This is a genomic window from Imtechella halotolerans, assembly GCF_028743515.2.
Taxonomy (GTDB): Bacteria; Bacteroidota; Bacteroidia; order Flavobacteriales; family Flavobacteriaceae; genus Imtechella; species Imtechella halotolerans.
Window position 1 is genome coordinate 2,211,166 of the sequence record NZ_CP117969.2, and the last position, 12,912, is coordinate 2,224,077.

Annotated in this window: 12 protein-coding genes; 4 read left to right on the plus strand and 8 right to left on the minus strand. The window is 35.3% G+C overall.

Going from position 1 to position 12,912, the window contains the following annotated elements:
* The first annotated feature begins 22 nt into the window (after positions 1–22).
* From PT603_RS09940 to PT603_RS09950, 3 genes are all read left to right on the plus strand, one after another.
* Positions 23–1,315 (plus strand): SusE domain-containing protein, encoded by a 1,293-nt coding sequence (locus tag PT603_RS09940; protein WP_008236905.1) that lies wholly within the window; start codon positions 23–25, stop codon positions 1,313–1,315.
* Between the two features lie 113 nt (positions 1,316–1,428).
* Positions 1,429–4,815, plus strand: coding sequence for an alpha-amylase family glycosyl hydrolase (locus tag PT603_RS09945; RefSeq protein ID WP_008236904.1), 3,387 nt, complete (start codon positions 1,429–1,431; stop codon positions 4,813–4,815).
* Positions 4,812–5,528 carry a hypothetical protein gene (locus PT603_RS09950; RefSeq protein WP_050951112.1) on the plus strand — a complete coding sequence of 239 codons (717 nt, stop codon included), beginning with the start codon at positions 4,812–4,814 and terminating at the stop codon, positions 5,526–5,528. Before PT603_RS09945 ends, PT603_RS09950 begins: the two co-directional genes overlap by 4 nt.
* Positions 5,529–5,856: 328 nt before the next feature.
* Here the strand turns inward: PT603_RS09950 and PT603_RS09955 are convergent, their stop codons facing one another.
* The 7 genes from PT603_RS09955 to trmB form a co-directional block, all read right to left on the minus strand.
* A complete protein-coding gene (locus PT603_RS09955) occupies positions 5,857–6,186 on the minus strand; it encodes a 2Fe-2S iron-sulfur cluster-binding family protein (RefSeq protein ID WP_008236902.1) in 330 nt (109 codons plus the stop codon).
* A gap of 66 nt (positions 6,187–6,252) precedes the next feature.
* The gene (locus tag PT603_RS09960) at positions 6,253–7,305 is read right to left on the minus strand and encodes an NAD(P)/FAD-dependent oxidoreductase (RefSeq protein ID WP_008236901.1); all 1,053 of its coding nucleotides are present in this window, start codon (positions 7,303–7,305) and stop codon (positions 6,253–6,255) included.
* Positions 7,306–7,345: 40 nt separating this feature from the next.
* A complete protein-coding gene (locus tag PT603_RS09965) occupies positions 7,346–7,585 on the minus strand; it encodes a NifU family protein (protein ID WP_008236900.1) in 240 nt (79 codons plus the stop codon).
* A 26-nt stretch (positions 7,586–7,611) separates the two neighbouring features.
* Positions 7,612–8,739 carry an Mrp/NBP35 family ATP-binding protein gene (locus PT603_RS09970; protein ID WP_008236899.1) on the minus strand — a complete coding sequence of 376 codons (1,128 nt, stop codon included), beginning with the start codon at positions 8,737–8,739 and terminating at the stop codon, positions 7,612–7,614.
* Between the two features lie 250 nt (positions 8,740–8,989).
* Positions 8,990–9,313: an MGMT family protein gene (locus PT603_RS09975; protein WP_008236897.1), complete on the minus strand. Its 324-nt coding sequence runs from the start codon at positions 9,311–9,313 to the stop codon at positions 8,990–8,992.
* Positions 9,306–9,944: a LysE family transporter gene (locus PT603_RS09980; protein WP_008236895.1), complete on the minus strand. Its 639-nt coding sequence runs from the start codon at positions 9,942–9,944 to the stop codon at positions 9,306–9,308. Before PT603_RS09980 ends, PT603_RS09975 begins: the two co-directional genes overlap by 8 nt.
* On the minus strand, positions 9,941–10,618 hold the full coding sequence (gene trmB / locus PT603_RS09985; RefSeq protein ID WP_008236893.1) for a tRNA (guanosine(46)-N7)-methyltransferase TrmB: 678 nt from the start codon (positions 10,616–10,618) through the stop codon (positions 9,941–9,943). The genes PT603_RS09980 and trmB overlap by 4 nt, the downstream gene beginning before the upstream one ends.
* A gap of 130 nt (positions 10,619–10,748) precedes the next feature.
* Between trmB and PT603_RS09990 the strand changes: the two genes are divergently transcribed.
* Positions 10,749–11,810: a glycosyltransferase gene (locus tag PT603_RS09990; RefSeq protein WP_008236891.1), complete on the plus strand. Its 1,062-nt coding sequence runs from the start codon at positions 10,749–10,751 to the stop codon at positions 11,808–11,810.
* Here PT603_RS09990 and PT603_RS09995 read toward each other — a convergent pair.
* Positions 11,784–12,824, minus strand: coding sequence for a sensor histidine kinase (locus tag PT603_RS09995; RefSeq protein WP_008236889.1), 1,041 nt, complete (start codon positions 12,822–12,824; stop codon positions 11,784–11,786). The two genes, PT603_RS09990 and PT603_RS09995, sit on opposite strands and share 27 nt — an antisense overlap.
* Positions 12,825–12,912: the final 88 nt, after the last annotated feature.

Below are 12,912 nucleotides of genomic sequence, written 5' to 3' on the forward strand. Positions count from 1 at the left end.
GTAACCAAACAAAATCAAACAGATGAAAAATTATATTTCTAAACTCACACTACTACTTATTTTTACACTCACCCTAGTGAGTTGTGACAAAGATGAGCCAGTGTATTATTTAAATCCTGATGCTTCTGTAGACATGAGTCTCTCTGCTCAGAATTTAGTGTTACTAAAAGACAATTCGGAAAACGAAATTCTTACAATTAGTTGGTCTGAACCTGACTTTGGTTATAATGCTGTTGCTCAATATAGTATCCTAATTGATACAGAACAAGGGAATTTTTCTGAAAGTCAAACAATTACAGCTGGAGAGACTTTAAACAAGACCCTTACTGTGGCCGAACTCAATAAACTATTATTATCCCTCGAATTAGAACCAGAGGTGGCAAATAATGTTCAATTTAAAGTAAAAGCCAATCTCAGTTCTGAAGTTGCTATTGAGTCTAATACTGTAACCTTAAATGTAACTCCTTATGCAGACAAGCTTGATTTATCTACAACATGGGGTATAGTAGGTTCAGCCACTCCAAACGGCTGGGATGGACCTGATGTACCATTCTACAAAACTAATCAACCTGATGTTTATGTAGCTTATGCAACATTAGGTGATGGTGAAATCAAATTTAGAGAAAACAATTCATGGACCCTTAATCATGGTGATAATGGAGGGGATGGAACTCTTGAAAAAGATGGAGAAAATATGACCATTACTGCGGGTACTTACAAAATTGTATTTAACCTTGCTAATCTTACCTATACTATAGAAAACTTTACTTGGGGATTAGTTGGAGATGCCACCACCAATGGATGGGATGGTCCTGATATGCCAATGACCTATGACTCCTCTTCAGATACTTGGAAGATAATTGCAACTTTGAAGGAAGGAAAAATGAAATTCCGACTTAATAATGATTGGGGAACCAATTATGGAGATGATAGCAATGATGGGACAATTGAAAATGGAGGCTCAGACATTTCAATAAATGCTGGCACATACCTTATAACCATGGATTTAAACAACATGAGCTGGAATGCTGAGCCAATAGACCTGTGGGGTGTAATTGGGAATGCTACACCAGGGGGCTGGGATACAGACACAGATATGACCTATGATTTCAAAAACCAAGTATGGGTAGTTGACATAACCTTATCGGATGGTCTTATCAAATTTAGAGCTAATGATGCTTGGAGCCTTAACTATGGCGATGATACCAACGATGGAATTTTAGACGCTGGAGGAGCTGATATTTCTGTATCCTCAGGAAATTATCGTATTACATTAGATCTTGTTAATTTAAGGTATACTCTTTCTGAAAATTAATTCATAAGACATTCAATAACTTACCGTTGCTTCAAAATATGAAGCAACGGTATCAATTTAAAATTGTTCCCAACATTAATAACTAACCTTTTAATAGATTAACCAATAAATAGATGAGAACTGTAATATTCTACTTTATTACTCTGTTGAGTACATTCTCGTGGTCGCAAACACAGAATATTACATATTCTATCTCTCCTGCTACCTTCAATGAAACCGATGAAATTACATTAACATTTAATGGTAACAGTATTAATGAATCTATTTGGGGCGTAACTGGAAATGCTTTATATCTTTGGGCTTGGTCTCTTGATACTAACTTATCCAATTCTAAGGATTGCCCAACAAATGGTACTTGGGAAGCTTCAAATGAAACTAATAGACTCACCTATAACGCGCAAAATGACACTTATTCAATATCCTTCTCTCCAGTTACTTTCTTTAATCGTAATGGTCTTGGTAGAATAGGATTTTTACTTAAAGCAAAAAATGGTTCAGGAGACAAAAAGTCCCAAGATATTACAATAGATGTTGGAATTTTCCAACTAACACTTAGCGAGCCAACTGAGAATACCATTGTTATTAACCAGGGGCAAATTTTGAACATTTCTGCTACAACAACGATGCCTGCAAATTTTGAGCTTATAGCAAATGAATCCAGCATATATACGCTTTCAGAATCCACCGCTTTTAATTACACCTACCCCATTACTCAAAATACCAATTTCACGCTTAATTCCACACATGATTCCCAAACCATTACACGTTTATTCAAAGCAATCATAAAACCAACCGTAACAGAAGAATCACTTCCTCCTGGGTTAAATGACGGGATCAACTACCATCTTAATGACCCATCAAAAGTTACACTGGTATTATATGCCCCGTATAAAGAATTTGTTCATGTTATTGGAGATTTCAATAATTGGGAAATAGACAATGCATTTTTATTGAAAAAGGATAGTGCAAAAGATCGGTTTTGGATAGAACTTACTTCACTAACACCACAGCAAAAACACTTATTTCAATACCTAGTTGAATTTGAAATTAATATTGCAGACCCCTATTCAACAACTATACTTGATGAGTATAATGATACCTATATAAATGAAATTACCTATCCCAATCTCCCTATTTATCCAAAAGGTAAAACAACGGAAGCTGTATCCGTATTTAGCACGGGAGAGGTCCCATACAATTGGAAAACAACCAACTTTCAAAAACCTTCGCGCGACAATCTAGTAATATATGAATTACTTATAAGAGATTTTGATCTACTCCATAGTTTTGATGCAGTCAAGGCTCGATTAGATTATCTTCAAAATTTAGGTATTAATGCCATTGAATTACTTCCAGTTAGTGAATTTGATGGTAATGAAAGTTGGGGCTATAATCCTTCATTTCATATGGCACTTGATAAGTATTATGGCACTACAAATGCTTTCAAAAGCCTAATAGATGAATGTCATTCAAGAGGTATTGCTGTTATTCTTGATGTTGTTTATAATCACGCCTCAGGTCAACATCCATATTTTAGGCTATGGAACGACAGTAATGGTGGATTAGAAGGTAAACCCACCTCTGAAAATCCATTTTTCAATATTGAAGCAAAACACTCCTACAGTGTTTTTAATGATTTCAATCATCAATCAGAGGCCACTCAAGATTATGTTGAACGTACTATAAAATATTGGATTGAAGAATATAAAATTGATGGATTTCGTTGGGATCTTACTAAAGGATTTACCCAAAACTGTGTTGGAAGCACTCAAGAAATCTGTACCAACGCTTACAATGCTGATCGTGTAGAGGTTCTAAAATCTTATGCAGATTATCAATGGGAGTTAGACCCTTTCTTTTACGTAATTTTTGAACATTTAGGTGTAGGAGGGTCTGCCGATGAAGAAACCGAATGGGCCAATTACAGATTATCTGAAGGCAAAGGAATAATGCTCTGGAATAACTTTAATCATCAGTACAACGAAGCGACTATGGGGTATCACGCCAATAATGGCTCCAACTTTTCTACAATATCTTATAAAGACAGAGGTTGGTTATCACCTTCAAACATAAGTTATATGGAAAGTCACGATGAAGAGCGACTAATGTATAAGACCCTTAACTTTGGTAATAGCAACTCTAATTATAATACCAAAAATGAAGCTACGGCTCTGAAGAGAATGCAACAAGCTGCCGCCTTTTTCTTTACAATTCCTGGACCAAAAATGATATGGCAATTTGGAGAACTAGGCTTTGATTATTCTATTGAATATAATGGTCGAGTAGGAAACAAGCCGATTCGTTGGGATTACATTGAAGATTCTGAAAGAAGGGCTTTGTATGATGTTTATTCGAATTTAATTAAATTAAAATTAGGAGAACCCATTTTTCGTGCAACAGATTTTACTATTAATGCAGGTGATGAAAATGGGCTTAAAACCGTACATCTAACTTTGCCATCAGCAAATGAAGGAGAACTGGCTAATGTAACCATCATTGGTAATTTTGGAATAACTACCCAACAAATTAATCCAAACTTTCAAAAGGAGGGTATTTGGTACAATATTTTGGACGGAAATAGAAGATTTGTAGTGTCAAATTCGACTGCAAGTATTGTATTGCAACCTGGAGAATATAGAATATATGGAGACCAACCCTCTGCATTATTCCCAGATCTCAATATACCTGATCAAGATTATGATGGAATAGCTGATGCAGATGATTTGTGCCCAGACACACCATTAGGGTCAATGGTAGACATTTATGGTTGTACGGTTTATACACTCCCATCAAACAACTTCCAAATTTCTGTTACTAATGAAACGTGCCGTACAGCAAATAATGGAAAAATAAATGTCAATGTAGACGAGAAGTACAATTATAAACTTTCAATCCATGGCCCCAATAACTTTTACAATACTTTCAGTTTTAACACCCTAAACTGGTCATTAGATGGTTTATTCTCGGGTATATATACCCTATGTTTCACAATAGATGAACATTCAGATTTTGAGCAGTGTTTTACAGTTCAAATTTCGGAACCGGAAGATCTTTCTGTATTTACATCCACAAAATTTGATGAACATTCTGCTTCATTGACTATGAGTGGTGCAAATCGCTTTTTGGTAACACTTAATGGCATAACAACAGAAACAAGTGAACAAAAAATTACCTTACAGCTTAAAAATGGCCTAAACACTATAAAAGTAAGTACAGGGATAGATTGCCAAGGAATTTATGAAAAGTCCATTTTTATACAAAATAAAATTGATTATTACCCGAATCCAGCAACCGATAAACTTATTGTAAAACTAAATAATGAAGATAGAATAGTAGACGTACTAATCAGTAGTCTAGAAGGTAAAATAATGTACCTAAAAACTATGGAAATTCAAGGAAATACGCTAGAAATTCCAATGCAGCAACTTGCTCCAGGCAATTATTTTATTTCATTAAAGGGTATCCTCACCGACAAAACGCTAAAAATTGTTATAAAATGATGATCAACATAAAACATTTAAAGCATATAACAATTTTAAGTTTTATACTCCTAATATTTGGGTGTAGTAATGATAGTGAAGTTGAAAGTCCTAATTCTACAAGCACTCCTGAAGCAGCAATTTTAGAAGTTCCTAACAACAACGAAATTTGTCTTACCGGCAAATCACTTAATGCTACACAAAGTACAGTAACATTTATTTGGCAGGCTGCAAAATACGCCACCACTTATGATTTAATAATCAAAAATCTAAAATCTATGCAAACCTCAACTTATACGAGCAATTCGACGTTTAAGGAGGTAACTCTACTCAAGGGAGAGCCCTATTCTTGGTGGGTGGTTTCTAAATCTGATAATACACCTAAATCAGAACAGAGTTCCGTATGGAAATTTTATTTGGCAAATGATGGAATTCCAGTTTACGCGCCTTTCCCAGCAACGATCATATATCCAACTTCAGGACATACGATTAATGCATGGAATGGCAATATATACTTGGAATGGGAGGCAATTGATGTAGATGATGACATTATTGGTTACGATGTTTATTTTGACACTGAAAATGGAAGTACAATAATGGTAGAAAACCATCCAAATAAAAAACTAGAAAATATTAGCGTGGAATCAAATACCATTTACTATTGGAAAATAATTACTAAGGACAAGAGTGGGAACTCCTCTTCATCAGCTGTATACACCTTCAAAGTCCAATAAGAATGTATTTAATTGAAAGAACTTCTTTATATAATAACTTTTTTCACATGTAGTACTGATAACAAAAATGTTATTATTTCCAAACTATAAGAGTAGTTAAAGAAATAGTATTAGAAACAATAAAACAAAGCTCATTGAAATAAAACCCGTGTTAACAATTGATAGCGGGGCGATAGATTTTGACGAAAATCAATATACTTTTTAGACTAATTCTTTCGATATATATTTATTACACTAATGACCTTAGACAACCTTAATAAGTTACCATAATGTACTTTCAAGGAACAATAACATAACAAATTACCCTTGTAAACTGAAAAAGTAATTATTATGCCTCAGGAGCTAATTCTAGTTCTAGGCCTTCCAGTTCCTGGGTAAGATGAATCTGACAACCAAGCCTACTATTATCTTTTACATTAAAAGCTTCCCAAAGCATGGCCTCCTCATCAGGAGTCTTCTCAGGAAGTTCATGAGATGAAGTCACATAACATTGACAAGAAGCGCACATCGCCATACCTCCACAGATACCTATAGTTCCTTCAGGAGCCAATTCATAGGCTCTCACAAGCTCCATAATATTCATGTTCATATCGGTTGGTGCTTGAACTTCATGCACGACCCCTTCTCTATCGGTTATTTTAATACTGATATCTGACATCTTCCGGAATTTAAAAATGCAAAAATACGTGAGATAATGCTACTATTCTATAAAAAAAGTAGATTATTATTCAATTGATTTAACGACAGCCTTTGGTGCTTCCTTTCTGGTACCATCAAAACCGTCAATACCACTAACAGTTGTATACTTTAATACGTATTTTTTTCCAGGATTAATTATTTGATATGCAGCTTGGCACATGAGTGTGGCCTCGTGAAATCCACATAAAATCAATTTCAATTTTCCAGGGTAAGTATTTACATCTCCAATTGCAAATATACCTGGAATATTAGTTTGATAATCAAGTGCATTATTTACTTTAATTGCATTTTTTTCTATTTCAAGCCCCCAATCGCCAATAGGTCCTAATTTTGGCGCTAGTCCAAACAATGGGATAAAGAAATCCGTTTCAAGAATAGAAGTTTCCCCTTCCTTTTCTATAGTAACAGAATTTAAGGTTTTATCACCATTTAGAGACACCACTTCAGCCGGTGTTATTAAATTAATTTTTCCGGCCTTTTTTAATTCTTGTACTTTATCAACAGAATCAAGGGCACCTCTGAATTCATTTCTTCGATGTACAAGGGTTACTTGTGAGGCAACGTCAGACAAGAAAATACTCCAATCTAAAGCAGAGTCCCCCCCTCCTGAAATAACAACTCTCTTACCCCTAAAGAGTTCAGGGTTTTTGATAAAATACTCTACCCCATTCTCTTCATAAAACTCCAAATTGTCTAAAATAGGTTTTCTAGGCTCAAAACTCCCTAGTCCTCCAGCAATTGCAACAACTCGAGCATGATGCTTGGTTCCCTTATTAGTGGTTACTATAAAACTACCATCTTCTAATTTTTCAATAGTCTCTGCACGTTCACCCAAGGTGAATCCAGGTTCAAACTGCTTGCATTGCTCCATTAAATTATCTACTAAATCACCAGCTAGAACTTCCGGAAATCCGGGAATATCATAAATTGGTTTTTTTGGATAAATCTCTGCACATTGTCCACCAGGCTGAGGTAGCGCATCAATAAGATGGCATTTAAGTTTCAACAATCCGGCCTCAAAAACGGCAAAAAGCCCAGTTGGACCGGCTCCTATAATGAGTATATCAGTTTTAATCATTTTTTATTGCTTTGGGTTCCCAAAGGATTAGTAGCGTATATTATGATACGTTTATGACAGTTTCAATTTGCGGAGCATATTTTTTAATAGTCATTTCCACCCCACTTCGTAAAGTCATCTGATTTACGCTGCAGGCCACACAAGCACCTTCTAATCGCACTCGTACCAACTTTCCATCTTCAATGCCTACTAAAGAAATATTTCCACCATCGCTCTCCAAAAAGGGGCGAATTTCATTTAACGCTTTCTCTACGTTTAGTTTTAATTCCTCTGCTGTCATAGCTACTATGTTTTGGAAACTTTCTATTATTTTTTAACCGCTGAACAGCCTGCCATTGTTGTAATTTTAATAGCTTCTGTTGCAGGTAAGCTTTCATTACGAGAAACTACCTCCTGAACTACATTACGTGTAATTTCTTCAAATGCAGTCTCCAAGGATGTTTCAATCTGTAAAGCAGCAGGCCTTCCTACATCTCCCGCCTCACGAATACTTTGTACCAACGGCAACTCCCCTAAAAATGGTACTTCTAAATCCAAGGCTAAGTTTCGAGCACCTTCCTTCCCAAAGATATAGTATTTATTTTGGGGAAGTTCTTCCGGTGTAAAATAAGCCATATTCTCTATGATACCCAGGACTGGTACATTGATAGCGTCTTGTTGAAACATGGCTACACCCTTCCGAGCATCTGCCAATGCAACATTTTGTGGGGTACTAACAACTACTGCCCCAGTAATAGGTAGGGATTGCATAATACTTAGGTGAATATCTCCTGTACCTGGAGGCAAATCAATAAGTAGAAAATCCAATTCTCCCCAAGCAGCATCAAAAATCATCTGATTTAAAGCTTTAGCCGCCATAGGTCCCCTCCAAACTACTGCCTGATTAGGTTGAGTAAAAAATCCTATGGATAGAATTTTAACTCCATAATTTTCAACAGGCTTCATTTTTGATTTACCATCAACAGTAACCGAGAGTGGTTTCTCCTGCGACACATCAAACATGATAGGGGCTGAAGGCCCATAAATATCAGCATCAAGTAAGCCTACTGTAAAACCCATCTTAGCCAATGTAACGGCTAAATTAGATGTGACTGTAGACTTTCCAACACCACCTTTACCTGAGGCGACTGCAATTATATTTTTAATTCCAGGAATTGCTTTCCCTTTTATCTCAGGCTTTTCAGGAGTTTCTACCTTTACATTTACCTTAATTTTTGCCTTTTCATATACCTCTCGGTGGATTGCTTTCATGATTTCCACCTCAGTACGTTTTTTAGCTTGAAGACTTGGATTATTGATAACCACATCAACTACCACTTCATCTCCGAATGTCATTATATTTTGCACTACGCCACTTTCTACCATGTTTTTTCCTTCGCCCGGCGCAGTAATCTTCTCTAAGGCTTTAAGTATATCTTTACGATCAAGTTTCATTATATATTGCTATTCTTGCTCTTTAGTTTAAATTGATTCTAAATTGCAAAGATACGAGTTACAACTTAGATACTAAAACAAACTTATTGAACATTTTGATTCAAATATAAATACAACTTATGATGCTCATTTTGCATATACCATTAATATCCAGCAGGTAAAATTCAAGGTTTCTAGCATGAAATACGGCACCACCAAACAGATCTTATTATTAGGAAAATCATTAAGTTATATTTTCAACTAAAAATAGTTAAGAAGAAGGATCCCAAAAATGTTTTTCAAAATCAATCACTTGATTATTCTTCACCTTAATGCCTTCATTTTCCAAAAGTTGCTGCATAAGTTGACTCCCTTCAAAATGAAACTTTCCAGTAAGCATTCCATTTCTATTTACCACTCTATGAGCTGGGATATCTTGCATACCATGTGATGCATTCATGGCATAGCCAACCATCCTTGCAGACCTACTAGAACCTAAAGCTTTGGCAATTGCACCGTAAGATGTGACACGGCCAAAAGGAATGCAACGGACAATGGAATACACCTTATCGAAAAAAGACTGACTTTCACTCATCGAATTTATAAAATATCCGAATAAAGGTAATAATTACTAACAATAGCATTAAAACACTCATAATATAATCTGAATGCCTTGAGAATCTATCCGTTTTAGATTCTAATTTATCAAAATACACCACATACATATAAAGCATTGAAAACGTTCCCATACCAGCTGCCATTACAAAAATTAGAACATCAAGTACCTTAAACTGTATCCATCCTGATACGTTCCACGCAGCATGCAACCCACTAAAATAGGGAATCGGAAGTACATTAACTGTAGAAAGTAACATCCCCTTATAAAAGGAACTTTTTTTACTTACTTGTACAACTTTCATTTTTTTGTTTCGCCGTTTACGAGCAACTACAAAAAAATAAATAGCAAAAAAACTAAAAACAATTACAGCAATTTTTAATAAAACATCTATTACAAATGGGTTATTGAACAAATATTTGGAAATATGAACTGCCAAATACGCTTGGATCATCACCACTATTGCTGCACCAACTGCAAATAGAATTCCGTTGAGCTTTCCTTTGGTAGCACTTGTCTTCGCCGCTGTAAGATTTATAAGCCCCGGAGGCACTACTCCCATCAAAGCAGCTGAAAACGTAACAAAAAATAGTATTATTAAATGCGTCATCGCTTAATTTTAAACCGAATATAAGTAATCGGTTTTCCTTGCTCAAGATACTGATTTTCGTAAAAAGTTTGTATGGAAGTTACTTCTTCTGGAGCACCTTCATTTCGGTATATGTTATGATTGGCATATATGACTTCATGTCCTAGTCCATGTAATAACCCTAAAGTGTACCCGTGCATAAATTCACTATCTGTTTTAAGATGCATCAGGCCACTAGGTTTTAGTACCTTTTTATAACGCTCAAGGAATGCCTCATTAGTCATTCGATGTTTGGTGCGTTTATATTTAATTTGAGGATCTGGAAAGGTTATCCAAATTTCCGAAACTTCATTTTCTGCAAAAAAACAATCAATTAATTCAATTTGGGTACGTAAAAAGGCAGTATTTGTAATTCCATCCTCCATAGCTGTCTTGGCTCCTCTCCAGAAACGTGCTCCCTTTATGTCTATTCCTATAAAATTTTTCTCTGGAAATTTCTTGGCTAGATTCACTGTATACTCACCCTTACCACAACCTAACTCAAGAACAATAGGATTATCATTCTTGAAAAATTCGTCATTCCACTTTCCCTTTAACGGAAAAACTCCACTTACTGCCTCCTCTCGGGTCGGTTGGATAACATTATTAAAGGTTTCATTCTCTCTGAATCTCTTGAGTTTATTCTTGCTTCCCAAAACAATTATTTAATTTTTTGACAAAACTACGGAAATCTTTATCAGTACAAAAGCATGTATTTTTGCTTAAAGCATAGTTTAAACACTTAATAATAATATTTTCAATAGACAGATCAAGGATACCTATCCCATGAATACCGAAAAACGAATATTAGTAGCTCCCTTAAACTGGGGTTTAGGTCATGCTACCCGCTGCATACCAGTAATAAGGGCTCTCATTTCAAAAGGCTACCACCCCATTTTAGCATCTGATGGGGTTGCATTGGCTCTATTAAGAAAGGAGTTCCCTGGTTTAGAGGCTTTTGAACTTCCTTCCTACCAAATCACCTATGCTAAGAAAGGATACCTTTTTAAACTAAAGCTACTTTTCGATTCTCCAAAACTCTACAAGGCTATTAGTAAAGAGAAAAAAGCATTAAAAAAACTTATTGAAGAATACCCTATAGATGGTATCATTTCAGACAATCGATTAGGAATTTGTCACAAAAACATACCTTCAGTTTTTATAACTCATCAACTCAATGTACTTAGTGGAAATACCACATGGCTCAGCACTCAAATACATCAGATTTATATTAAAAAGTTTACAGAATGTTGGATTCCTGATGTTGAAGGAAATCCTAATCTAAGTGGAAAACTTGGGCATCTAAAAAAGTCCATATTCCCTGTAAAATATATGGGTCCCATTAGTAGAATTGAAAAAAAAGAGCTCCCAAAAAAATACGACATTATGGCTCTTTTATCTGGACCAGAACCTCAGCGCACCTTCTTGGAACACATACTCCTAAACCAACTACATGCCTATCAAGGTAATATTCTACTGGTAAAGGGAGTTATTGAGGAGGAACAAACTATTGTCAGGGATAATCATATTACTATTTACAATTTCATGAATAGTACACAACTGCAAAAAGCTTTCAATGAAAGTGAAATAGTTATCTCTAGAAGTGGTTACACCACCATAATGGACCTCGCTAAATTAAATAAAAAGGCATTTTTCATTCCAACTCCAGGACAATACGAGCAGGAGTATCTCGCAAAAAGACTGCACAAACTAGGACTTGTTCCATATTCTAAACAAGAAAAATTTTCTTTGAAAAAATTGGAAAAAATTGAAGAATACAAAGGACTTGAACAAGTAAATCACCTAACGGATTGGAATGAGTTATTTAGACTTTTCGAGAGTAAATGAGAATTCAGAACCGACACCATGAACACTTTCCACATAAATCTTTTCATGATGGGCCTCTATTATATGCTTTACAATTGACAACCCTAAGCCGGACCCTCCTTCTTTTCTATTACCACTTTTATCAACCCGATAGAAACGTTCAAAAAGCCTTGGTATATGTTGTTTTTCTATTCCTTCTCCATTATCAGTTATACGTACAATAACTTTATTTTTGATTAAATTTTCAACGCTAACTTCTGTTGTACCATCATCTTTTCCATACTTTATAGAATTCATCACTAAATTCATTACCACTTGTTGAATACGTTCCTTGTCAGCCCAAACATCTATAGGCTTATACTTCATGTCAAATGTAAGTGTGATATTTTTTTTGGCAGCCCTCATTTCTAAAAGATCAAAAACACCCTGAATTAGCTCTACAATATCGAATTTCTCATATTCTAAATTAAGCTCTCCCGCCTCTAGCTTAGAGATCATGTCCAAATCTTTCACAATATAGGTTAGTCTTTCCACTCCCTTCGCAGCACGTTGAAGATATTTTTTTCTAATATTTTTATCCTCCATAGCTCCATCCAATAGGGTATGAATATAACCTTGAACCGTAAACAAAGGTGTTTTGAGCTCATGAGAAACATTTCCCATAAACTCTTTCCGATAATTTTCGCGAACTTTTAACGTTTCAATTTCCAACTTTTTGTCCTTTGCAAATTTCTCTATTTCTCGTGTTAGTGTAACCATATCAGTTGTAACTGGCTGGTTTTGAAACGATGTAGATTCTAGCAAGCTAACATCATCATATATTTTTTTAATACGGCGATAGATAAAGAATTCAACCCTATACTGCAGAATAAAAAAACTCATACTGTATAAAGCAATTGCAAACCATAACACAATCCATAACGAAGTATCAGTACCTAAATAAAGCATCAAGGCTAATACTATCGAAGCTATAAGTGTAATATAGGCTGCCGATTTAAAGGCAAATTTGTATGATTTTTTGGTAACACGAGTCATGCTGACAAATATACGCAGAGTAAACAGAGGTCAAGGTTGCAACTCCACAAATGAAGTGATTAGGTTGCACCAAGTTTTTTTAAAAAAG

What these genes read in the sequence shown, in the direction of transcription:
- PT603_RS09990 (WP_008236891.1), top strand. Translation starts at nt 10,749, where the DNA reads ATGAATACCGAAAAACGAATATTAGTAGCTCCCTTAAACTGGGGTTTA.
- PT603_RS09995 (WP_008236889.1), bottom strand. Translation starts at nt 12,824, where the DNA reads ATGACTCGTGTTACCAAAAAATCATACAAATTTGCCTTTAAATCGGCA.
- PT603_RS09955 (WP_008236902.1), bottom strand. Translation starts at nt 6,186, where the DNA reads ATGTCAGATATCAGTATTAAAATAACCGATAGAGAAGGGGTCGTGCAT.
- PT603_RS09970 (WP_008236899.1), bottom strand. Translation starts at nt 8,739, where the DNA reads ATGAAACTTGATCGTAAAGATATACTTAAAGCCTTAGAGAAGATTACT.
- PT603_RS09975 (WP_008236897.1), bottom strand. Translation starts at nt 9,313, where the DNA reads ATGAGTGAAAGTCAGTCTTTTTTCGATAAGGTGTATTCCATTGTCCGT.
- PT603_RS09945 (WP_008236904.1), top strand. Translation starts at nt 1,429, where the DNA reads ATGAGAACTGTAATATTCTACTTTATTACTCTGTTGAGTACATTCTCG.
- PT603_RS09950 (WP_050951112.1), top strand. Translation starts at nt 4,812, where the DNA reads ATGATGATCAACATAAAACATTTAAAGCATATAACAATTTTAAGTTTT.
- PT603_RS09980 (WP_008236895.1), bottom strand. Translation starts at nt 9,944, where the DNA reads ATGACGCATTTAATAATACTATTTTTTGTTACGTTTTCAGCTGCTTTG.
- PT603_RS09960 (WP_008236901.1), bottom strand. Translation starts at nt 7,305, where the DNA reads ATGATTAAAACTGATATACTCATTATAGGAGCCGGTCCAACTGGGCTT.
- PT603_RS09940 (WP_008236905.1), top strand. Translation starts at nt 23, where the DNA reads ATGAAAAATTATATTTCTAAACTCACACTACTACTTATTTTTACACTC.
- PT603_RS09965 (WP_008236900.1), bottom strand. Translation starts at nt 7,585, where the DNA reads ATGACAGCAGAGGAATTAAAACTAAACGTAGAGAAAGCGTTAAATGAA.